Source organism: Shinella sp. G-2 (genome assembly GCF_050172695.1).
GTDB lineage: Bacteria > Pseudomonadota > Alphaproteobacteria > Rhizobiales > Rhizobiaceae > Shinella.
Map to the genome: position 1 here is coordinate 50,973 of NZ_JBBEYH010000011.1, position 26,927 is coordinate 77,899.

At 65.1% G+C, this 26,927-nt stretch carries 1 protein-coding gene (only partly in view); it reads left to right on the forward strand.

Annotation, left to right across the window (positions count from 1 at the left end):
- Window positions 1-26,927, forward strand: partial view of an LEPR-XLL domain-containing protein gene (locus V8U06_RS17535; RefSeq protein ID WP_427141750.1) — the 5' portion only. It continues 3,085 nt past the right edge of the window; only the first 26,927 of its 30,012 coding nucleotides appear in the window; the start codon lies at window positions 1-3; the stop codon falls past the right edge of the window.

Below are 26,927 nucleotides of genomic sequence, written 5' to 3' on the forward strand. Positions count from 1 at the left end.
ATGGCATTTCCGTTTGGCTCGAAGGCGTTCTCGAACGCCCTTAAGATCGATTTCGACGAAGTCCGCCGAATTATGAATTTCCCCCGATGGTCCCTGAGCGGGCCGCCGCATCGCCTGCTGGGCAAACGGAAAGCGAAACACTCCATCCGCGAAGTCGTGCGTGTTTCGGCTTTGAAGATCCAGGCACTGGAGCCGCGTTATCTCCTCTCGGCCGATATCATTCCGATGGCCGACATGGGAGGAGAGGGTGCTTCCTGGACGCTGCAATACGACAATGTGGCCGCCACCTTCCGCGTCATCGATGACGAGACGGGCACCCTCATCGACGAAAAGGCATCGGCCGACATCACGGAACTGCACATCACGGGCACGGGTGGAAACGACCGGCTGACACTCGATGTCGCCGGAGACTTCCCCCATGGGCTTGTGATCCTGTTCGACGGTGGGGCCGGCAAGGACACCGTCTCCGGACCGAGCGGGGATACGACCTGGACCGTCGACGGCGCCGATCAGGGCACGGTGCGAGGCCTTCGCTTCGTTTCGGTCGAAAATCTCGCCGGATCGGCGAACAATCAGGACACATTCGTCGTCAAGGCCGGCGGCTCGCTTTCGGGCGGCGTCGACGGCGGTGCGGCCGGCTACGATACGCTGGCGCTCGATGGCGGCAATTTCGCTTCGGTAAAGTATGTCGCAACGGATGCGACCTCGGGCGCGGTCTACCGTGACACCGACATGCTGGTCTTTACGGGTCTCGAGCCTGTCTCGTCGTCGATCACGACGAGCACGGTTTCGATCGACCTTAGCGCTCTGTCCGACGACGCGCTGGTAACGTACGATTCCATCGCCAACACGATTACCATCGCGGCCCAGGGTGTCCCGACATTCGAGGGCATTACCTTCGCGGTGCCCACGGCCTCGCTCACCATCAATCTTGGCGACGACAAGGGCGTCTTCCCACCGTTGACCGAATATCTCGGCGAGACGGATGTCGACCTCAGTCTCATCGCCTTCCTCGAGGGGGACAAGATCACCTTTGAGGGTCCCATCGACTTGGGCGGCGCAAGCCTCACCGTCGATGGACAAGGCGGGCTGGACGAGGTTGCCGTCACGGGAACGCTGAAGGCCGGCGCCATCCACTTCATGGCGGAGGAGATCGATATCGCGGCCGGAAGCTCCATTACCGGCACGTCCGTCGCGTTCGACGCCATGGGCACGGGCAATGGCCTCATTCCGGACGAAATCACCGAGGGCGTCTATCTTGCCGCTCCGCGTGCGAAGATCGACGTGCAGGGCAGCGTTGCCGCCACGGCCGGCCATGTGAAGATGCATGCCGCCACCACCTCGGCGCTGACGCCCACCCAGGGGCAGGTCGGAAGTATTGCGGGCGCCGTCATCGTCGGTCTTCCCAAGGCGACGATCACGCTTGGCGTCAAGGGGGACGCCGGTTCCGGCGCCGCCGTCTCGGCAACGGGCGATATCGATCTCGATACGACGGTGTCCGTCACCGTCACCGCCGAGGATGCCGCCGACGCGAGCGACAACACCGCTGACGCCGATGCCGCCGTCGCCGTGACCACCCTCATCACCCGATCGCTGATCGGTATCTACGGCGCCACGACCATCGACGCCGACGGGGCGGTCAGCGCCGATGCGAGCACGCAACTGACCATCTCGAATATCGCGGACGGCTCCGCCGGCGGTGCGGGCGCGACGGTCGCCGTCACTGTCGTCGATGCCGAGACCGACGTGACCCTCAGCGATCTGGCCTCCATCGGAAACACCAAGGCGCCGACGGCAATTGCCCTGGGCGCGACAACGACGAGCACGATCAATACGTCCGCCACCTCAACCCAGGGTGGCGCGCAAGAAAGTGCAAACAACAGCAACGACAATGTCTCGCAGGCCCGCCTTGCCGATCCGAACCAGGATGGCAATAACGCCGACCAGGCGGCGACCCAGAAGGGCGCCGTCTCGTTTGCCGGCGCCGTCGCCGTGTCTGTCTACCTTCCCAAGACGCATGTTCTCGTCGACACGTCCGGCAATGTATCGACGGCAGACGATGCATCGATCACGCTCGCCGCGCACCAGACCGACGCCATCACCACCGCCGCCAGCGGCGTCAACACCGCTTCGAACGCCACCGGCGTTGCCGTGGCCGTGGGCATCGGCGTGGTGAGTGCCGACGTGTCCACGCTTCTGGGCGGAAGCACCGTCTATCATACCGGCAGTGTCGCCGCCGATACCTCCCTTGGCGCGGACTATACCCTGACGGCGGTCTCGGGCGCGACGGGCGCCGAAACCAGCATCGCCGGCGGCGTCGCCATTCACGTGGTCGACACGGATGTCAGAGCGCTCGTTCTTGACGGATCGACCCTCGATCTCGGTGGTGCCGATCTCTCCCTCACCGCGACGAACACGACGACAGTCACGACCTCGGCCTCCCCGGCCGATGTGGACGTCAATGCATCGAGCCTCGGCGTCGGTGCGTCGGTCGCGCTCTATATCGGCACGAACACCACGACGGCGGCTCTGGAAGGCAACGCGCTCGGGAACGGCGCAGCGGCGCAGATCGGCGCCTTGAGTCTGGCTGCGACCGGCACGCATATCGATACGACGACCGCCGAAGGCGGCGCTGCCGGTAGCGGCACGACGGTCGGCGGGGCGATTGCCATCGCTGTCGTGGACAATCAGACCGGGACCGATCTCGGTTCGACCGGTTCGCTTGTGACCGATGGCGATATTTCCGCCACCGCAACGCATTCCGGCACCAGCACCATCACCGCTGATGGCACCACGCTTGGCAATGCCAGCATGGCGATCGGCGCGGCGATCGCCCTGGCCTTCGTCGACAACAATGCCAGCGCGAAATCACGCCGCAATGTCACCAGCGGCGGCGCTGTGAACCTGTCCGCCAGCGCGACCGGGGTATCTTCGGCCTCTGCGAAGGCGTCGAGCCAGGGCACGGAGGAAAGCGAGGAAGACGGCGCCACGACGGCCGATCAGCAACGCGACAAACAGGTCGGCTTTGCCGATGGGCGGACGTCCAAGGATCTTGGCGGCAAACTTGGCAGCCAGGAATCCGCATCCTCGTCGGGCGGCAATGTCGGCATTGCCGCTGCTTTCGCGCTTAACGTTTCCGGCAGCGAGGCGGAAGCCGAAGTTCAGGCCGGAACGCTGACCGCAACGGGTCTGACCGTCGAGAGCAGCGCCGAAATGGATGCCTCCGCCATTGCTGACGGTTCGGCCTCCGGCGGTGGCGGCACCAAGATCGGCGCGGCGATTGCGATCAATGTCGCGACGCTCACCAACACCGCCTCGGTGGCTCCGGCCGCCGCCGTCAACCTGACGGGTGCAGGCGGGCTCACCATTCGGGCGCTGCGTCCCGACGACAGTGCCGTCAACGATTTCGCCGCCTCGGCGACATCGGGCGCATCGGGCGGCGATACCGGCATTGCCGGCTCTTTCGCGCTCTCCATCGTGGATACCGACACGCGCGCCAGCCTCAAGGGCAGCGCCGCCGTCAATGACGGCAATGTCGAGATCAAGGCTGCGACGTCGTCGGACGATACGGTTTCCGCGACGGCTGCGCAGACCGGCGACAGCGCCACCGGCGTCGGCGCCTCGATCGCAATTTCCGTCGCCAACCATCTGGCCGTCGCCGACATCGCCAACAGCGCCTCCCTGACCGGTGCGAACGATCTTGCTGTCAACGCCGAAGGCGTCACCACGGCCGCGACGACGGCCGAATCCGGCGCCTCCTCCTCCGGGACGGCCGTGGGCGGCTCCCTCGCGCTCGACGTGCACGACCGCGTAACCCGCGCGCGCATCGGAACCGGGGCGTCCCTGGTTCTGGGCGGCGCTGCGACGCTTTCGGCCGAGCATTCGGGGTCGAGCCATGCCCTGGCCGATGGCAGCGCCACCGGCAACACCGCGGTTGGCGTCTCGCTTGCGCTCGCCTTTGTCGACGACACGGCCGAAGCCGATCTCGATCGCGGCCTTACGGCCGACACCTTGGCAATGTCCGCCTCCGGCATCGGGCTTTCCAAGGCGGAGGCCACGGCCTCGGCCGAAGGCACCGACAAGCAGGCGGAGAATGGCAACGGCAATACCAGCGCCGACAAGCAGATCGGCAAGGCGGAAACGACCGCCGAAAGCAAGTCGAACACGTCGCAGGATGCGACCAAGGGCGGCAAGGCCGGCGCGGATGACGGCAATGGCGGAGGCGTCGGTGTCGGCGCGGCAATCGCCGTCAATGTCTCCAGCTTGACGGTCAACGCCGTTCTCGAAGGTGTGACGGTGAGTGCCGATACGGCGCTCGACACCCGGGCGCATATGGACGCCGCGGCGCTTGCCGACGGCTCGGCCGCCGAGGGCGAGGGCACGAAGGTCGGCATCGCGGTCGCAATCAACGTCGCGAACCTGGAAAACACGGCCGAGCTCGGCTCGGGCACCGTCAATGGCGCCTTCAGCGCCAGGGCGCTGATGGTCGACGGCGAGACCCACGACTTCGAGGCCTCCGCCATATCCGGTGCTTCGGGCGGCGACACGGGCGTTGCCGGCTCCTTCGCCCTTTCCATCGTCGATGCGGATACGCGCGGCGGGCTGGACGGAACGGTTGCCGCCTCCAGCGGCGACGACATCGTGCTGTCCGCCGGCTCCTCGACGACCGATACTGTCTCGGCGACGGCTGCCCAGGACGGGGCCGCTTCGACGGGTGTCGGGGCTGCCATCGCGATCAGCGTGGCGGATCATCTGACCGAGGCCGAGGCCGAAGGCGTCGTTACCGGCGCCCATGACTTCACCGCCACCGCGACGGGCAGCCACACGGCCACCACCACGGCCAAATCCGGCGCGACATCCGAAGGGGGAACCGCCGTTGGCGGCTCGCTCGCCATCGACGTGCATGACCGCGTCACGCGCGCCCGCATCGGTACGGGTGTCTCGACGATGGTCCTCACCGGTGCGGCCATCCTGTCGGCCGATCATGCGGGCTCGAGCCATACCCTGGCCAATGGCGATGCCACGGGCAACACCGCGGTCGGCGTTTCGCTGGCGCTCGCTTTCGTCGACGATACGGCCGAAGCCGATCTCGACCGCAACCTGACGGCCGCAACGCTCGCCATGTCGGCGACCGGCACCGGCGCGTCCAAGGCCGAAGCCATTGCCTCGGCGGAGGGGACGAGCAAGTCTCAGGAATCCGGAAAGGGCAGCAGCACCGCTGACCAGCAGGTCGGCAAGGGCACAACCGCCGCCTCGAACAAGTCGGGCAAGGCGCAGGATCCGAATGCCGGCGGCAAGAACACCTCCGCCAGCGGCACGAACGGTTCCGTCGCGGTGGGCGCCGCCGTTGCGCTCAATGTTTCCACCCTCACCGCGACGGCCATCCTCGAAAACCGTGTTGTCCATGCCGACGTCACGCTCGATTCGCGTGCCGACATGGATGCTGAGGCCAGCGCCGACGGTTCGGCCACGACGGCCGAGGTGAAGGACCAGAACAACAATTCCACCGCGAGCAGCGACCGTGTCGGCATTGCCGTCGCGATCAATGTCGCGACGATGCAGAACCGCGCCGAAATCATCGGCGGTTCGGTGACCGGCGGCGTTGCCGCAAGGGCGCTGATGGCGACCGCTGGTGACGACAAGCATGTCATCGGTGCGACGGCCGTTTCCGGTGCCTCGGGCGGCGATCTCGATGTCGCCGGCTCCTTCGCCCTGTCGATTGCCGAAACCGATACGCGCGCCGCCCTCGGCGGCACCGTCACCGCCGGTGGTGACGATATCCTCCTGTCCGCGGCCTCCACTCAGGAGACGACCGTGTCGGCCTCGGCCGGTACGAAGACCGGCAAGACCGGCGTCGGGGCGGCGATCGCCATTGACGTCTCCAACATGCGTGTCGAGGCGGAAATCCTCGCCTCCGTGGTAACGGGCGCCGACGATGTGACGCTGATGGCCAAGGGGAGCGGCAAGAATACCGTTTCCGGCGTCGGCGGTACCGAAAGCAAGACGCAGAATTCGACCGCCATCGGCGGGGCCATCGTCGTCTCGGTCATCGACCAGAGGTCGCATGCCCGCATCGCCGACGGCAATGCTCTGAGCGCAACCGGCGCGCTGTCGCTTACGGCCGATCATCATGGCGCCACCACGACGACGGCGACCGGAAGCGCGGTCGGCGGCACCGCGGTCGGCGCGTCGCTGGCGATCGCCTTCGTCGAGGATGCGGCCTTCACCGACCTGTTACGGACGACGTCGGCCGATAGCGTTACGTTGAATGCGTTCGGCGACGGCTTCTCCAAGACGGAAGCCACCGCCGCCGCCATGGGCGTGAAGAAGAGCAATACCACCGCCGACCAGCAGAAGAGCGCCGGGACCAGTCTCGGCAACAGCAAAGCTGCCGGCACGGGAACCGGCGCCAAGGGCACGAGCACAACGGCCTCGCAGAACGGCGGCAGTGTCAGCGTTGCGGCGGCGCTTGCCGTCAACGTCTCGTCCTCGAAGGCGCAGGCGGAGTTCAACGGCACTGCTGTGACCGCAACCGCGGGCAACGTTTCGCTCGTTACGCAGAACAACATCACGGCTTCGGCGATCGCCAAGGGCGAGGCCGCCGCGAATGCCGGCGATACGGCCGTCGGCGTCGGTGTTGCCATCAACGTTGCCGACATGACGAATTCGGCCATCGTGAAGCCTGCAGCCGAAGTGACGGCCACGGGCCTGAAACTGTCCTCCACCATGCGCAACGTCGGCGGCGACGTGACGCATGATTATGTCGCCAAGGCCTCCTCGTCCGCCAAGGGCGGGGATACCGGCGTTGCCGGTTCCTTTGCGCTGAGTGTCGTGCATTCCAAGACCACGCCGATTTTCGGCGGCGGCGGCAGCGTGCTCACCCTTTCGGGCGGGGCAATCGACATCGACGCGTCCAGCCAGTCGCGCCACAATGTGCTCGCTTCGTCCAAGGGAACGAGCAAGGGTTCCGGCTCCACCGGTGTCGGCGCGTCCATCGCGCTTGCGGTCCTCTTCGATGAGACCAATGCGGGCATCGCCGACCTTTCCGTCATGAACGGCACCGCAAATGGCGTGTCCGTCCATGCAAATTCGACCTTCCTGTCCACCGATGCGAATGGCGCGATCAGCGAAGCCCTCGGCGGGGCGGCCGGAACCGGCACCGCCGTCGGTGGCGCCATTGCCATCACCTATGTCGAAAACACCACCAATGCGCGCATCGGTACGGGCGCGGGCAATTTCACCATGACGGGCGGCGCGCTCTCCGTCACCGCCGACCACACCGCCGATATCGTTTCCAACGCGGATGCCGAGGTTGCGGGTGCCAATACCGGCGTCGGTGCCTCGGTCGCGGTGAACATCGGCCTTGACGACACCGAGGCCTATGTTGGCCGCGCCATGACGCGGGGCGCAAACGAGATCGCGAGTGCCACCGTCACGACCGAGTCCACCCTGAAGGCCTTCGCCACCACCAAGGCGAGCGCCAAAGGCGCCGACAAGACGAAGACGGCGACGTCCGACCAGCAGACCCAGGATGCCGGCAACGCCGCCAAGCAGCAGTCGGGCGATGCCACCAACACGCCCAGCCAGTCCGGCGACAGCATGTTCGGCACCGGCAACAACAGTGCGACGAGCAATTCCGGCACGGGCGCCAAGCAGGGTGCAGGCGGCGGCAATTCTTCCGGCGGCACGACGATCGCCGCGACCGTCGCGGTCAATTATCTCGAAGGCAGCGCGAATGCCGAGATTGCCAACGGCGCCGATGTGAATGCCTCCGGTGCGGTAAAGGTCGAGACGACATCGCAGATCACCGCCAAGGCGCTGGCACTCGCCACCGCCGTCAATATCCAGGACAGCAACAGCACGGGCGTCGCGGCGGCCGTCGGCCTCAACATCGTCGAATTCGACAGCGATGCGCGGATCGGTGACGCCACGGTTTCGGGCAGCTCGGTTTCCGTGCGGGCGGTCCAGCCCGTGGGCGGTACGAACGTATTCCAGGTCCGCGCGCTTTCGGGCGCAGCGGCAGGGGCGAATGCGATCGCCGGCTCGATCGCGATCAACTACATGGACATCTCCAACGAGGCGAAAATCGGCGCGGATGCGACCGTGACCGCCGACAATGGCGATGTGACCATCGAGGCGGCGAGCCTCGTCAAATTGCAGAACCTTTCCGGCGGCGCGGCGCTTTCCACCTCGAACGGCGCCGGCGCGGGCATCGCAGTGTCGATCAACATCGTCAACACGATGGACACGACGGCGGAGATCGGCGCGCGCGCCGACGTCACCGCCCATGGCGGCAGCGTCAAGGTCAAGGCGACCGGCAGCTTCACGCCGCTGTCCGAAACGCTCGGTCTCAAGACCGGCTCCAACACCATCGACAACCAGCAACTGGCGCTGACGAACTTCGCCGCGGGCGTGGCCGCGGCCGGCAATGGCGCCGCCATCGGCGGCTCCTCGGCAGTGAACGTCATCACCATCAACACCTCCGCGACCGTCGCTGACGACGCCGAGGTCACGGGTGAGGACGGGATTCTCGTCAGCGCGGCCGACACGCTGACGCTGTTCACGGGCGCCGGATCGATCGGCCTTTCGGCCGGCGGCGCCGGCGTCGGCATCGCCATCAATGTCGATGTCGTCAATCGGACGACCCGGGCGAAGGTCGGCGCCGGCGCGGATCTGACCTCCGCTGACGGCACCGTCGAAGTGACGGCCGTCGCCGTCGACAACATGACGTCCGTGGCTGCAACCTTCGGCGTGGCCTCGCAGAGCGTGGCGCTCGCCTTCTCGGTCGCCGTGGCCGTTCTGACGACAACGACCGAGGCCGTGATCCAAAGCGGCAGCGGCGCGGATGCGACCGGCGTCGAGGCGGGCGGCGATGTCGTCGTCTCCTCCTCCAGCATCTTCGACATGCTCTTCATCTCGGGCGGTGTCGCAGCGTCCTTCAGCTCGGCCGCAGTCGGTATCGGCAGCAACGTGCTCGTCCACACGGACACGGTTCAGGCGCTCGTCGGCGACTATGCCGATATCACCACGGGTGGCCAGAAGGGCCTGTGGGTCAAGTCCAACAGCCATGAAAACGTCACCGACTTTGTCGTCGCCGCTGCCGTTTCCGGCGGCTCCGTCGGCGTGGGCGGTTCCGTGCTCGTTTCCGTGATGTCGGAGACCACACGGTCCTCGATCGGCAATCATGTGAACGTTCATGCCTGGAACACGGCCGTCGGCAAGGATCCCGGCGTGTCGGTCGAAGCGGATTCCGACAGCTCCATGCTGTCGGCGGCGGGCGCCATCGCCCTGTCGGCCGGCGGCGCCGGCATCGGCGCCGGCGTCAATGTCCACAGCCTCACGAAGACGACCGAGGCCCTGATCGGGACCGATGTGACGATTGCCGGCAACCCAGTTATCGTCGGCGCCATCGCCGACGGCAATATCGAGGTCGACGCGCGCGCATCCGAAACCTATGCGACCTTCGCGGTGTCGGCTGCGGCCGGATCGTCGGTTGGCGTCGGTGTCGCCGCCGACGTCATCGTCATGACGCTCGTCACGCGCGCCGGCATTGGCGACCGTGCGGATGCGAAGACGCGCGGCAGCGTCAAGGTGCAGGCCGTCGACGAGACGGAAGTGGATATGATCATCGTCGGCGCCGCCGTGGGCGGCACGGGCGGCGTCGGCGCGAGCGCCGGCGTGGCGGTCATCAACAAGACGGTCGATGCCGATATCGGTGCGGACAGCACGGTAACAGGGCTTGGCCTTTCGACGACCCAGGCGCGCACCGGTCAGTACGCCATCGGCTCCCAGGCGTCCGGCAGCGGCGTCAACACCGATGCGTTCAAATTCTCGGGCGGGCGCCCCACCGCCAACGATTTCGAGGTGGGCCTCCCGGCAACGTCGACATCGACGGACCTCGCCACGGAGTCCGATCCCAAGACGGGCGACGACAAGGCGGCCGAAAACGAGATTTCCGATCCCGACCTGACGTCCGAACGCACGGCCACGCTCACGGAAGGCGCTGTCCGCGGCGTCGTCGTTTCGGCCAGCAGCAAGGACGATCTCGAATCCTATGCCATCGGCTTTGCCGGCGGCGGCACGTTCGGCATCGGCATCGGCGCGGCGGTGAGCGTGATCACGACGCACACGACCGCCGATATCGGGGACCGCACCGAGATCAACAAGACCGGCGGAACAGGTCACGGCGAGCAGTCGGTCTTCGTCGTCGCGGCGAGCGATCTTTCGCATGTCGGCGTTGGCGCCGGCGGCGCGATCGGTGGCACGGTCGGCGTCGCTCCCGGCGTGGACGTCTCCGTCGTCAACCAGACGACGACCGCCACTATCGGCGGTGACGCAGATGTCGCTGCGGCAAATGACGTGATCGTTTCGGCCGCGGCCAAGGAAAACTTCTTCATCGTCGGCGCGGGTATCGGCGTGGGTGGCGTGGTCGCCGTGGGCGGCGGCATCGCCGTCGTGACGGTTACGACCACGACATCGGCACTGATCGACCTGAATGCGACGGTGGCCGCCGGCGGCGACGTCGGCGTGATCGCGCTCGACGATACCGACTACACGATGATCACGTTCGGCGGCGGTGTCGGTGTGGCGGCCGCTGGCGTCGGCGCCGGCGTCGGTGTTGTCGTGATCACCAAGGATACGACGGCGACGATCGGCAACGACGCCGATGTCGACGCCAGGGGCTTCGGCACGGGGATCGGCGGCGTCCTCACCGGCGACGTGCCCTCGGACAGCAGCTTCTCGACCGGCGCGGCGCATGGGGTCATCGTCCAGGCGAGATCGTCGGAAGATCTTCTGAACCTTGCCTTCGCGGGCGGTGGCGGTCTCGTGGGCGTTGCCGGCTCCGTCAGCGTGACGGTCGTCGACAGCGACACCTATGCGACGATCGGAACCAATGCGCAGATCAACCAGGCGAGCGGTAATTTTGCCAATCACAGCGTTGGCAGCAGCCAGGGCGTCTGGGTCATGGCGGCCAACCGCTTCTCGCTCGTGGCGGCAGCCGGCGGTGTTGCCGTCGGATTCGTCGGTGCCGGCGCGGCCATCAATTTCGGCGGCGTGCGCAACGATGTCGGCGCACTGATCGGAACGGGTGCGGATGTGCGCGCCAAGGGGCATGTCGAGGTCGCGGCGCTCTCCGACAAGGTCCTCAAGGGCTATGTCGTCATGGGGACCGGCGGTTTCGTCGGTGTCGGCGCGGCCGTGAACGTCTTCGCCATCGGCGCGGACTTCGACGCGACCTATGAGGACGACGAAGGCAACCAGCAGGATGCATCGGTCCTCAAGGGCACGAACCAGGGCGACAAGAGCCTGACCGGCTATGCCAGCGGAGAATCCGATTCGTCCGCAAGCAACAGCGACAAGAGCCTCGGCGCCTTGGCCAACAAGGGCAGTGGCGCCAATGCGGCCAGCGCCGACGGGCGCACGGTCAGCATTCTGAATGCAGCAAAGCTGAACAAGACCTACAATCTCGACAACAACCTGGCACATACGCCGACCCCGGAAGAAGGGGTTACGGCCGTCGTCGCCGGATCGACCACGATCGTGACCGACGGCGACGTGCAGGTCACCGCCGACGAACGTATTCTCGTCGATTTCATCACGGGTTCCGGTGCCGTGGGCGCCGGGGCGCTCGGGGCAGGCGTGACCGTCCTCACCGTCAACAGCAACGTGCGGGCACGCCTCGGCGGGGCAACGACGGCCGGCGGCAGCGTCTCCGTGCTCGCCAACGGCAAACGCACCGGCGACATCATCTCCGTCGGTGTCTCCGGCGGCATCGTGGCCATCGGCGCAACCGTTACCGTCGTCAACGACTATGGTCAGCAGGTGGCAGAGGTCAGCAACGATGCTTCCGTCAACGGGGCGACGTCGCTTTCCGTATCGGCCGTCAACAACCAGCACTATGAATCCGAAGTCTACAGCGTGGCAGCCGGCGGCGTCGGCGCGGGCGTCAATTTCAGCCTCATCAATCTCGATGACGGCGACACCAACACCAACGAAACCGTCGCCCGCATCGGTACGGACGCGCAGATCGGCAAGGTCACGAAGGTCGGAGCCGTGACCGTCTCGGCTTCCTCGACAGCCTATGTCGATGCAAGCGTCTTCTCGGCCGCCGCCGGCATTGGCGCGGTCGGCGTCAATTTCAGCTATGTCTACATCCAGCCGCAGGTGCTTGCGGAAATCGGCAGTTCGGCTGACATCGCCTCCAGCGGGGCTGTCGAGGTCACGTCGCTGCTCGATGCCGATGCCTATGCGGACGTCTTCTCCGTCACGGTCGGCGCCGTCGGTGTCGGCGTGAGCATCTCCAAGGCGGAGATCACCGGCAGTTCGACGGCCGTCTCCAATGGCGAGATCGACGAGAGCGCCTCGGTGAAGGTCGAGGCCAAGGGCATCATCGTCGCAGATGCCTATGCCGAAGCCTCCGGCGGTGGCCTCATCTCGGGCAGCGGGCATGACGCGACTGCAACCGCATCGGCGATCATTACGGCCCAGTTGAACGGATCGACGACGGCGACCGGCAATGTCGAGGTCCGCGGGATCTCGGAAGGTCAGGCCCGGGCGGTCACGGACAGCATCGGCGGCGGCGTCGCCACCGTCGGCGTCGGTCTGGCGCACGCCACCCTCAGTCCGCTTGTTACCGCCAGCATCGGTGCCGGGACCATCACGGCCGGCAATGTCCTCGTGCGCGCCACCCATAATTTCGGCAAGCAGGCGGACGTCTGGCGGGCCTATGCCAAATCCGAGGCCGCCGGCTTTTCGGCTATCGGCGTGAAGGTCAACCGGACCGAGGCCAAGGCCAATGCGCAGGTCAAGGCGCAGATCGCGGGCAGCGTCAACATCGACACGGTCAATGGCGGCACCGCCGGCTTCCTGAAAGTCGAGGCGCTCAGCGTCAACACCGCGCGCGCCTTCACGGACGGCCTGAATGTCGGGATCCTTGCGGCGGTCGGCTCCACCCAGGCCGATGCACAGGCGAACGGAACGACGATTGCCGAGATTCTCGACCAGGGCGCCGTGTCCTCCGTCGCCGATTATACGGTCGGCTCGCTCGACATCACCGCGACAGGGCAGGATTCCGCCTCTGCGCAGGTCAACGCCGCCGGCGGCGGCGTGCTTTCGGTGGATGTCAACGAAGCCAAGGCGACCGCGACGGGAGAAGTGCGCGCCGAAATCGGCCGCAATCTCGGCATTCTGGCGCAAGGCACGGTTTCGGTCGTCGCGACGGCACGCCCCGAAGTGGACGCCAATACGAAGGGCGTCAGCGGCGGCGGCATTTCCGTCGGCATCTCGGAAGCCGAGGCTTCCATGGAACCGACCGTCACGGCGCGCATCGATATCGGGACGACCGTGTCGACGACCGGCAATGTCGAGGTCAAGGCCTACGCGCTGCCGCAGAACGGCCTCGTGCCGACCTATAAGGTGGAATCCGTCAACACCAACGCGCATACCCTGACGGTCCTCAGCCATGGCCTGTCGACCGGTGACGTCATCGAGATCGGCAACAACCCCAATGTCGATGAGCGCGACTACAACGTGCTCGTCGTCGGCGAGGCCAACGACACGATCGCCCTCGGCAACACCTTTACCGGCGCGGCAAGCGAGATCATCGCCAACCGCGACGAGATCCGCTTCGTTCGGGAACACAACTTCCAGAACGGCGACAAGGTGATCCTCAGCAAGCTTTCGAACCCTGCCGGAGATATCGAAAACGCCGCCGGCAACACGTTCTGGGTGGTCGTGATCGATGCCCAGACGATCAAGCTGGTCGATGACGTGGCGAAAACGGCACCGGGCTGGTTCGAGGCGCATGCATCGACATTCAAGCCGTCCGATGTCTCGGGCAACTGGATCGATCTGGGCACCACCTACAACGTGGGCGACGCCCTGACCTACAAGGCGCCCGGAGGGGCACAAACCTTCGGGGTGGGCACTGTCGACGTCGCAAAGACGACGATCGAGAGCACGCTTGCCAATGGCACGCCCAATCTGTCGCTGTCCTCCAGTTCGACAAACAACAACCGCATCTATTTCGTGAACATGGACGGGGCGAACGAAGGCCAGTTCAAGGCGCATAATTTCCAGGATGGTGACCAGGTCGTCTACAGCTCGACCAATGCCGGCGGTACCGCCACGGGCAAGACGCTCGGCGGGCTGGAGCAGGGCCGCACCTATTTCGTCTTCAACTCCGATGCCAATTCCATACAGCTCAAGCGCGCGCCTCTGGTCAGCGAGCAGGTCTATTACGAGCGCGAAGGCGCAAGCACCTACAAGATCGTCCTTACCGACGGCAGCATCTGGGCTTCGCTCGGCTATCAGACGGGCGACACCTTCACTATCTCCAACTCCGCCGGCAACAACGGCACGTACACGGTCGGCTCGGTGAACGGCAGTGTCCTGACCCTGAGTTCCGGTACGTTCAGCCATGTCACGCTGGTCGACCAGTCGATGACGGTCGGCGAGATCGACGTGGATCCCAATGCGGGCGTCGACAACCGCGTCACGCTCACCTTGAGCAACGGCACGTGGGGCGCGGCCTTTACGGCCAATGCCTTCATCACGCTGAGCGGCTTTGCGGGCATCAACGGCTCGCAGCAAATCCTGAGCGTCAGCGGCAACCGGATAACCCTCGTGCTCGGTTCGGCTGGCGTCACGCAGGGCGCGGCCAGCGGCGCCGAGGTCCAGCTGGCGAACCCGGAGACCGATACCTTCGACACCCAGGTCATCGACCTCCAGCCGGACAAGGATACGGACGGCACCGAGATCAATGTCGACCCGGATGGCGACGGCATTCCGAACGTCGTGGACGACAAGGCCGACGACAGCATCCATCAGCTCACCCTCGTCCAGAATGCCCCGATCGGAGGACTGAAGAGCGGGCAGGTCTATTACGTGGTGGAAACCGACGGCACCAAGGTGCGCCTGTCGGAAACCCTCAACGGGTCCGTCGTCACGCTCACCCCTTCGGCTTCCAACGGGCAGGACCACTATCTCGGCAAATTCGGTATCGATCTCACGGCCACCGGCGGCAGCGCCTATTACGAACTGCGCATCGACCTCACGTCGTCGAACTTCGTGAACAAGGTGGTGACGGGCACGGACGACGTTTCGCTCGCCACCGTCGCCCCGCCATCGGGCGATGGCCTGTCCTCGGTAACGGCGCGCGGTTCCGGCGGCTCGCTGCTGGCGGATATCCGCGTCAACAAGGCCGAACTGAACATCGAGCCGAAGATCGAAGCCAACATCTCTGCCGCACTCGTCGCGGCGAACGGCCATGTCACCATCGAGGCCGACGGGCAGATGAACGGTTCGGCCCTTGGTCGCAACGGCAATGGCAGCTTCATCGCCGTCGGCCGCGCCGACGCGAAGATCAACCAGTCCGCAGACCGCATGACCGTCGACGTCAAGATCGGTTCGGGCACGCAGATCATCGCGGGCGGAAACCTCGTCCTGCATGCGGAAGGGACCGGTCACTTCGACGCCGATAGCCAGACGACGACCGGCGGTGCCGTGGGCCTGGCCAATGCCAAGGCGCTGATCGATGCCGATTGGCGGTCGCGGATCGAGGTTGGCGCGAATGCCGTGGTTCTTTCGGGCGCTCTCGTCGATATGCGCGCAAACGGTGGAATGACCGGCCGCGCGAAAGCCTACGCCAATGGCGTCGGTCTCGGCGGCGACGGCGACGCGATTGCCGAATACATCATGGGCAATTCCGACATCGAGATCGAAATCGCCAGCGGGGCGATCATCGAAGGCAACGAGGTCAGCCTGCATGCCGACGGCACGGGCACCAATGTGAAAGCCGACGCGGACGGCCGCGGCGGCGGTTTCTACGCCGAAGGCGAGGCTGAAGCCGAAGCCAAGCTGGTGCTTGAGACCGATATCCGGATCCTCGATGCCGATGCCGCCAATACCGGCGCGAAGATCACCGGCTGGGAGGGCGTGGATTTCGTTGCCGAAAACCACGACAACACCCTGACGACCCGTTCCTTCGCGCGGTCGACCGGTCTGTTCGGTTACATCGATTCCGATACCCGCACGGCCTATGACCTCGATGCGAACATCTTCGGAGACAGCGGACCGAACGGCACGCTGATCACGGCAGGCCCGCGCGATGAGGCTGGCGGCCATCTCGACACGTTCGTCTACACGACGCTCGACGGAGGCGAGCGCCGCCTGGCCTTCTATGTGGTGGCCGAGAACCGCTCCAACACCATCGACGACGTGGCCAGCCACTCGCGGCGTGCGCTCGCCGCCGGCGGCAGCAACGAAAGCAATTCCGGGGATTCGAAGCAGGACACGATCAACTTCTCCAGTGACGTGCTGATCCTGTCCGGTCGCTCGCCCGAGCTGGTGACGAAGAAGCTCGTCATCGTCAACGGCCCTAACGGCGCCTATATCGATACAGCCGTCAACATCACGGTCAATGCCGGGGTGGGACGCGAAGAAGCCAAGTCCGGCAACATCGATCGCGACAAGATCTACGTCAACGATATCGAGAATCCCGGCCCCGGGGACGTCGCCTTCAAGTCGACGGACATTTCCGGTTCCGGCGGTACCTGGACCTTCCGTGAGACACTGCAGCGGGTCGAGATCCTCAACCTTTCGGACTACGACATCCAGATCAACGACATCGATGTCATGGCGGATCGTCAGCCTCTGGTGATGCTGACGCCGACCAGCACGAACGATACGATGACGCTCACCTTCAAGCTCGATGAGGATGCGTCTCCGACCTATATCGAGATCGCCAATACGGGCGACGCCGACATCCTGCTCAACGGCGAGATCAACAACCCCATCGGTGTCACGACCATCGTCGCCATGAACGGTTCGGTGCTCGGCAGCGACACCCGGCCGGATTCGGTCATCCGAACGGAAACGCTCAACATCGATGCCTCGCAAAACGTCGGTGCCGGCAATGGCAGCCGCGTGGTGGTCGATATCGTGGAATCGGCCGATGTGCCGGAGGCGTTCGAGTTCCGCACGAGCCAGGTCAACGGGTTGACCAATACGATCTTCCTTGGCCTTGGAAACCGCTTCTATCACGGCCAGATGGTTCGCTATGACGCGTCCTCGACGCCGATCGCGGGCCTTGTCGACGGCCGCTACTACTATGTGTCGTTCGGTGCCGACGCCTATAATCCCGACACCGGCATGATCGCCGTCCGTCTTTACAGGGACGCTGCGCTGACGCAGCTGGTCGACATCGACGTTGCCGGCGCGCTCACCAACACGCATACGCTGATCGGGGCTGAAAGCTTCACGGTCGATGCCGGCAACGACATCTTCCTCGACGTTCGCGCCCTGATGCGTGACGGGCAGGCCTCCGACTTTGCCGCCGATCCGTTCTATGTCGTCAATGTCGACCGGATCGCGGCGGGCGACGATGCGGACGTGCTCCTGCGGCCGACCTATCTGCAAGACGGGGAGGGCAGCTCCGGCGGTGTCGTGGTTCGGCATCGCGGCGTCGGACCGACCGGCGAGAAGCAGTACACCTACTATACCAACTTCGTGAAGGCCGATCCGGCGCCGAACCAGAGCGCCTTCGGCGTCAGCCGGGGCGCCTATGGCGAGGGCACCGACGAGCTTGCGACGACCTACGATTTCCGTGGGCTGGACACGTTCGGCAATCGTACGATTGCCGGCCTGCGGTCAGGTGCGGTGACCGGCAACGGCAACGTCAATGTGGTCGCCGACGAGAACGATCCGACGGATACGAGGATCAACGTGCTTGCCCTCGTCGAGGTCGCGACGACCGGTCCGGCACAGGGCGATGGCCATACGTCCGTGCTGACCAATGGCTGGATCGCGCTGACGGAAATCTCCGGCGACTTCCGCGTCGGCACCATCCGCTCGACGGCGAACGACGTGCTTCTCTATTCGCCGCAGCGGATCATCGACGCCGAATGGGACTCGAACCTGGCGGCGGCGGATGTCTCGGGCCGCAACATCACGATGATTGCCGCCTCGTCCTTCGTGAACCCGAACCCGTTCCAGGTGCCGGGCCAGATCGTCAATCCGACGATCGCGCCGTCCGGGCAGATCGGCGGGATCGGCATGACCGGCAACTTCCTCGAGATCGACGTCGACAACAGAAACTTCGGCACCGGGGTGCTGAGAGCCTATGACAAGACGGCAACCTCCACCGACGGTATCTTCCTGGATGAGATTGCCGGCGACCTGCGCCTTCACACCGTTCATTCGATCAACGATGTCTCGCTGCGCACGGTCTCGGGTTCGATCATCGACGCGCTCAACGACGACCTGGCCAATATCATCGCGCTGACCGTCGACCTGGACGCCAATGGTGCGAATGCCAGCATCGGTGAAGCCAATGACGACCTGGAAATCGACAGCCGCAACGGGCTTGTCGCGGTGGCCGATCTGGCGGCGGATATCGACGACGTGGCGCTCGAGGCGACCCAGAACATCTGGCTTACGGAGGTTGCGGGCGAACTGCGCCTTGTGCTCGCCCATACCTACTTCGGCAACATCGTCCTGACCGTGCGCGAGTCCGCGTCCGCAACGTCCACCGCCGAAGATCTTCAACTGGTCAAGAGCGGTAGTGCCCGCTTTGCCGAAGACAACACGACGGGGCCTGCGAACCATTTCGACGCCCTCAGACCCTTGCCGCATGGGCTCATTCTTGCCGAGACGGGCTCCGTCACCCTCAGGGTCGGCGATGATGTCGAGACGCACCAGAACTCGGCTATCGTCGCAGGCAAGGGGATCGACATCTACGGCGACTATGCCAACAGCGATGCGGGCTTTGGCACGCATATCCTTCTGCGTGGCCAGCTCATCGCCGGCGCCATCATGGTCGTGGCCGGCAACCTGTCCGCGGGCGTGCCCGGCGGAACCTCGAGCGATCGCCCGATCGGGACCTGGCGGCCGAACGGCAGCGCGGTCGGCGTGACGCCGGCCGACCGCCTGACGCGGATCTTCGGCAATGCCGACACCGACTTCTTCCAGTTCGGCGATGCGAGTGGCGCGGCCGGTGGCACCAACTGGGGCGATGCCGGCTATGTCTTCATCGGCTCCAAGACGCGGGTCTATGGCAGCGCCAGCGCCACGTTCAACGCCTATGCGAACCCGAACGACCGCAATGACGGCGAGGACAGCTTCAAGGTCTACTACCTGCAGGATGCGGCCGCGCAGACCGCGCCGGCCATGACGACGGTCGGCTTCGTCGTGACGCCCTACACAACGGGAGCGGCCCTCCCGACATCCGTCTATGACATGAGCGTTCTGGCCGAACACACGCTGACGCTGGACGGCCAGTCGGATACCGACTCCTACCAGGTCTACACGCTGGGTTCGCAGGGGGATCCGCGCAACTACATCATCAACGTGCTCGACACGGGCGAAGAGAATGACGGCGTCGACACGCTCGACATTTTCGGCCGTGACGGCAACGACATCTTCCTGCTGCGCGCGGCCGCCTATCTGCCGCATGAAACGGCCGACCGGCCCGGTTATGTCGCGCTGCTGCATGGTACGCTCAACGAATACCAGGACGTCCTGACGGGGAACGAGGATTCCAGGGAGGTCCAGCGCATCAGCTATGACACGGCCCTCAACGGCCGGCTGACCGTGGAGGGCAGGGGCGGTAACGACGCCTTCTTCTCCGACGATACGACGGTTATCGCGACGCTCGACGGCGGTGCCGGCGACGATACGTTCCAGATCGGCCAGATTTTCGGCTCCAACCGCAATACGGCCGACGGCAACCTTCTGCCGCAGGACCAGTTCCCGGATCTTCGCCCGACGACCCGCGGCTGGCTGAGCCGCGGCTCCTCCGCACCGATGCTCGTCCAGGGCGGCACTGGCAATGATCAGTTCCGTGTCTATTCCAACCAGTCGGAGCTTCGGCTGGAGGGTGACGACGACAACGACCTCTTCATCGTCCGGGCCTTCGCCATCGCGGCGACGACGGACTTTGACTGGAACGGCGACGGCAAGATCAACCAGGCCGATCTCGACGCCGGCCTTGCCTACCAGAAGGCCCATAACATCGACCTCAACAACGACGGCGGGATCAACTATCTCGACGTCTACAAGACGCTGAACAATACGGCCGACGACGTGATCGTGCTCGACAAGGATGGCGTGGCCAAGCCGCAGATCGGGCTTGGATTCTCGGTCGCGCAGGCGCCCGACATCCGCGCCGGCGGGGGCCAGGACGAGGTTCGCTACAATGTCAACGCACCGGTTTCCGTCGATGGCGGCACGGGCTTCGACAAGCTGGTCATCCTCGGCACGGAGTTCGCCGACGATATCGTCATCACCGCGCAGGGCATCTTCGGGGCCGGCCTCAATGTGCGCTACAGCACGATCGAGGTGGTCGAAGTGGACGGCCTTGAAGGCGACGACCAGTTCTTCGTTCAATCCACCGCCTTCGGCGTTGCCTATCGCGTGATCGGCGGCCTCGGCTCCGACCTGATCAACGTGGCCGGCGACATTACCGCCGATATCATCACACGCGAACTGGAGGGCGTTTCCGGCGCCGTCGACCATCTCGTCCGGTCGGACGACGTTCTCTACGACGGCACGGTGATCGACGGTCTCGACTACAATGTCACGAAGAACGGCCAGGGCCTCGTCGTGGTCGACGAGGGCAGCGACGGCTTCACGGCCGTGCGCGAAGGGTCCGATCCGGTCGACAGCTATGTTGTCCGCCTCGCTCGCGAGCTGACGGGCAACCAGGTCGTCTATGTGACGGTATCGGCCGCCCGTTCGCCGCAGGAGGAACGGGATGGCACCTTTGCCAATCCGTCCCCGCTGCCGAACGGCAAGGCGGACACCTTCTGGCTGTCTTCGAGCTACACCCCCGGCGGCGTCTCCACCGACACGCTCCAGATGCTTGGCGTCGTGCCGCTGGAGAGCGCGGCGGACGGCGAGTTCCTCCATGCCGTGGTGATCGACGGGCAAACCATCTATGTGCCGAACCGCGCCATCGTTCTGCGCTTCGACGCCTCGAACTGGAAAACCGGCGAGAAGGTCTACGTCCATGCCGTGGACGACGAACGCGCCGAGGGCGACCGGGTGGTCGTCATCCAGCATTCCGTCATCTCGCCGCTGGCTCTCTATGACGGCATCGACGTGCGCAATGTCGAGGTTCAGCTGCGCGACAACGACACGCCCGGCGTGCTGGTAACGCAGCTCGACCCGATCCTCGACATCGAGGACGGCCGTACGCTGCTGGTCGAAGGCGACGGCACGGGCCTGAAGGATCGCATTTCGGTCCAGCTCACCCGTGCGCCGGAAATCGGCGACGTCATCGTCGTCAAGCTCAATCTGGGCGGGCTGACCGGCGATGCGCTGCTGGCCGACCTTGCGGACAAGGCGATCAAGATCACCTCGGGCGACGGTCGTTTCAACGCCACCAACATGACGCTGCGTTTCGACGCCTCGAACTGGAACGACGACGTCATCCTGACGCTTGAGGCCCGTGACGACGACGTGCGCGAAGATCCCGAGACCGTGGCCATCGGCTTTGGCCTCAATGTCGCCAGCGTCACGCAGGACATGACCATCGGCACATGGAAGGACGGCGCCGTCGACAGGGTGTCGATTTCGCTGCAATCGGCAAGCTGGGCCTCGAAGGGCTTCGAGATCGGCCAGACCGTCATCCTCAACGGCATTGCCGGCATCCCAGGTGGAACCGTCGCGACCATTACCGGCTTTGCGACGGGCGGTGTCATCGCCAAGCTGAGCATTGCTGCAACGGGCGTCACCCTTGGCAACGTTGCCGGGGCGACGGTTGCCAAGCAGACGGCCAACGGTCTCCAGACGCTTGACGTGAATGGCGACTTCGCCTTCCCGAATCTGCGCTCGGGCACCGGGCTCCTGTCGGTCGAGGTGATCGACAACGAGACGGCAGGCGCGGTCGTGCTGGAAGTGGGCCGCGACACGGTCCTGATCCCGGACGATCTTTCCACCGGGGCGAATGAAACCGTGTCCGATTGGTATCGCCTGCGCCTGACGAAGGCACCGACGGCCAATGTGGACGTCGCGATCCTGACGGACGGCCTTGCCGACGTGACGGCCATCGACCGCAATGGCGATGGCGACTTCAACGATGCGGGCGAACAGATCGTCGGCTCGTCCTACAAGGAGATCGGCGGGCTGCGCCCGGTTCAGGTCTTCAACGGAACGATCGACTTTGCAGGGGCCGTGCTGACGCGCGGCGCCGGCAGCGATCTGGGCAGCTTCCTGGCCGAAGGCTGGAAGGCTGGCGATCTTCTGCGGATCGGTGAAGGACCGACGGTTTACGAGGTCGTCTCCGTCAGCGAAGGGTCGCTGACGCTCAATCTCAGCACAGGCCTCAGCGGTACATCCGTGCAGAATGTCATTCTGTCCCGGATGATCGAGCTCGAAACCTGGTCCGGCCAGGTGCGTCTTGATCTGGTCGATGGCGCATGGCGTCTCGTGCGGCTCGAAGCCGAGGTGACGAATATCCTCAACCCGTCCCTGGATGCGCATTTCGGCATCAAGGGCTGGCTCAAGGAGGGCTTCGTCGAAGGGCAGCGTGTGCGCATCAGCAACGGGGCCAACTTCATCGACGCGAAGATCGCGATCATTCGCGGCTTCAACGGCACGCAGGATCATTCCCTGCAGTTCACGCTCGATCCGAGCGTCAACTTCGCCGGTGCCGATACATCCTGGCTTCAGGGCAATGTGAACGTCACCGTGACCCGCATCGCCGTCGTCGCGACATTCACGCCGGGCAATTACGCCACCCTTCAGACCGTGCAGCTGACGGCCGATTCCTACTACGAGGTGCCGACGACCCGCGAAGGCGTGAAGATCTTCCCCGTCCAGGCGCATCGTCTGTCCAACATTCGCGGGCCCTTGGCGGTGGAAGGCGGGCCGGCCGGTGCCGACCGCTCGCTGACCAACGGCGTCAAGCTGCCGGGCGAAAAGGATGCCTTCCTGATCGCGATCGGCACGCAGCCGCCGGAAAGTCAGCAGATCGATGTACTCAACATCTACAATGACGGCTCGAAGGCCGACACGTCAGGCGTTCTCACCGACACGACGTTGCGCGGGTTCGGCATGGGACCGGATCTCGTCTTCGCCAATGTGAGCGGTCCGCTCTACGGCGAAGGCCCGGACGGCCAGGGCGCGCAGACGCTGATCTTCTCCGGCGGCATCAGCTTCGGAAAGGTCAATTTCGGCGCCAATGGCGTGACGAACGACACATCGGTCAGCACGGTCGAGGTGGTGAACGTCATGCTCGGCGAGGGCAACGACTTCCTGAAGGTGGAAGGCACGCTCAATCCCGCGCCGCACGTTTCGGCCGAAAACAAGTTCCAGTTCATCAACTGGTCCGATCCGAGCTACACCTCCCTGACCGGGGGAACGGCGCTGCATCCGGAATTCGCCAACAAACTGGTCGTCACCCGCCAGGGCTTCAACTGGAAGGGCGAGGGCTTCCTCGTCGGACAGGAACTCTTCGTGGTCGGCGCCAATGGCGTGCGCACATCGCTCGGCCGGATTATCGGCATCGAGGATGCGCTCGCCTACGGACTGGGCCAGATCGATCCGGCGACGGGCCAGCCCTATCGCGATCCCAACGACAATTCGCTGCTCGTCCTCGACACCACGGCCTTGCCGGCCGGCGTGAATGTCTCCGGCTCCGTCAAGCTGGTGGCCGAGGACCGGGATGTCTCCTGGCTGCTCCAGACGACCGTAACGGGCGTCAATGCCGGCCTTGCGACGATCCGTTGGGACGGCATTACCGGCGCGGGCAGCCTGCCCGCCAACTGGAAACAGGCCGGCTTCCTCGCCGGTCACCTGTTCCATGTCGACAAGCCTGACGGAACGCGGATCGATCTGCGGCTCGTCTCCATTTCCGACGACGGCAAGACCATCGAGGTCGAAGGTCTCAACCTGCCGGCAAACACCGCGCTGAACGGCCTGTTCTGGGTCCAGGGCGCGCATGGCGGGCTGACCGTGCTGCATGGCGGCGGCAACCTGCAGGTCAATACCGACGGCAGCTTCAATTTCGATGCCGCGACCCGCAAGCTCGTCCGCCTCGACGGCCGCAGCTTCTCGGAAGCCGGTTTCGCGGTCGGACAGGTGGTGCAGCTCGAAGGGGAGGCCTTTACCCGTACGATCGTCTCCATCGGCGACGCCAATCCGGCGCTGCGTCCGGCGGATGCCTTCAAGAGCTGGGGCAAGGGCTCCATGCTGGTCCTCAGCGATCCGCTGCGCACCGGTGGCGCCGTGCTGACGACGGGGACCCGGGACATGCTCGTCCATGTTGCCGACGCCTACCAGACGACCATCACCCAGGAGGTCAAGATCGAGGTCAAGGCGCTGGTGCCCGGCAACGATTCCACGCTCCAGACGGTGGTTCGCCTGACCAGCGGCGCACAATGGGCCAGCCTCGGCTTCAAGGCCGGCGACACGATCTTCATCGAAGGTCTTGCCGGCGCCTTCCAGATCGCCTCGATCAACGGCGCGGAGATCGTGCTGCTGAATGCGGCTCTCGGAAGCTGCTGTGACGAGGATGGCCTGGCGACCCTCACGATCACCACCTACGACATCGCCCGCTCGGGCGGGCAGCGCATCGGTGGCGACCACTTCGTCGTCACCGGCGGCGGCGGGCCGAACAGCCCGCTGGTCATCTATGGCGATACCAGCCAGGACGGCATCTGGTATTCCGGCCACAGCTACGACCAGCTCGGCCTCGAATTCGGCGAAAAGCCGTTCGACGCCTTCCCGCGGCTGCCGGACGGCGAGAACGAGGACGACGAGTGGGTCTTCGCCCTCGCCAACCCGTTCGACTTCCATGGCAATGACATCATCGACGCCTCGGCGCTGTTTGCGAATGTCGCGAATGCGGCGACGACGATCTCGGTCGGCATCACCGCCTATGGCGGCATGGGCGACGACCTGATCATCGGCTCGCAGACCGGCGACCACCTCGCCGGCGGCTCGGGCAACGATACGATCATCGGCCAGCGCGGCACGGATCATATCTATGGCGACAGCGGCGTGAACGTGGACATCCTGACGCGTGGCCTGACCATCGCGACGCTGGACGCCAGCCCCGCGCCGAGCGTCAATCCGGCAACGCCCAAGGCCGACAGCACCTTCGCGCCGGTCGCAAGCCCGGTCCGCGATCCGCTCGGCAAGCGTCCGGTGAGCGCAACGGGCTGGGTCAACATTCCCGGTGCGGGTTCCGACCGCATGGAAGGCAACGGTTCGGGCATCGCGGACGGCACGCCGGACATCATCTTCGCCGACCACGGCGAAGTGATCCAGCTGGTCATCGATCCGAACAGGCCGTTCGTGCTTGACCAGAAGATCCAGACCACGTTCCTGTCGACGGTTCTGGAGATCAACTCGAAGGAGGCACAGACCGGCGGCGACGACGTGGTCTTCGGCTCGGAAATCGACGACATCCTCATCGGCGGCGCCGGTAACGACGCCATCGACGGTGGGGTGGGCGACGACCTGATCTTCGGCGACAATGTCAAGCTGCGTCGCATGGGCGGGGCGGACGGCAGCCTCTACGACGATATCAAGAGCCTGCGCTTCCAGACGCTTGCCGGCACGCTGATGTATTCGCGCAGCGACCGACCGGTTTCCATTGGCTATGACGTCAATGCCGTGACGGGCGACAACAGCGGGGTCCTCCTCGTTTCGCGCGATGCGCAGGGCAAGCCGATCGCCCGGGACTTCCGGGATCCGAACGGCCCGTCCTGGTGGTCGGAATATCAGATCGACTATGCCGAGTATCACAACTTCGCCGTCGAGGCGGGGCTGACCGGTGCCGGTTCCTTCGGCAACGACTATATCGCCGGCGGGGCAGGCAACGACTATCTGTTCGGTCAGCTTGGCAATGACGTCATCCAGGGCGACGGCACCATCGCAGGCTCCGTCACCAGCCGTGGCAATGGCACGACGAGCGGCTTCACACCCCTGACCGGGCGTGTCGGCGCAGCCCGCGAAATGGCCGAGGTCGGCGATCCTACCGGGGCACTCAAGGTGGTCGCCTCGCAGACGAAGAACACTGACGGCAGCGACTATGCCGAGGGCGGTGGCGGCTGCGACACGATCTTCGGTGGCCTCGGCCAGGATGATCTCGTCGGCGGCTCGTCGAGCTTCTTCAGCCTCGTTTCGGGCGAATACCGGCCGGACGGCTGCGACATGATCTTCGGCGGCGGCGGGCTGGAAATCAGCCGCAACGACGCCGACCTTCCCGGTGACGGCACGACGGCGGCCGGGCGTCATACCCGCGATGCCGACACGATCGCCGGCGACAATGCCGACATCATCCGGCTCGTCGGGGTCAACGGTGTCGATCTGCTTGCCGACGACAATATCCCGCTGTCCAACCCCGCGGTGTTCGGTCCGATCTACCAGGCGCTGTACAACACGCGGAACGGCATGTTCCTCTCCTTCGCCTATGACCGCAGCCAGACGGTCAATGGCGTGCTCGTGGCCGATTACACGCCCGAGGGAGGCGAGCGCGTGGTTGTCCGCGGCGTCTCGCTTCTGGACTACACGCCGGGCGGCCCGGATTTCCGGCCTGCTCTCTTCGATCTCCTCAGCGCAAGCAAGGGGGCGGGTTGGAACAATACCCTCGGCTTCTGGTCTAAGGTCGACATCGGCGGGGCCGACGAGGTGCATGGCGAGACCGGCGACGACACCATCTATCTCGGTGCCGGCAATGACATCGCCTTCGGCGACGCGGAGAACGACGACATCATCGGCGGCTGGGGTTCTGACTGGATTTCGGGCGGCACCGGCATTGACGGTGTGCTCGGCGACGACGGGCGGATCTTCACGAGCCGCAACACGCGCATGACGGGCACCGGCGCCTATGGCACGCAATATGCCGAGAACCTCTTCGGCATCTACAGCCTGCTCGCCAGCGATCCAGATACGCGCACCAGCCAGGGCAATGTCATCAA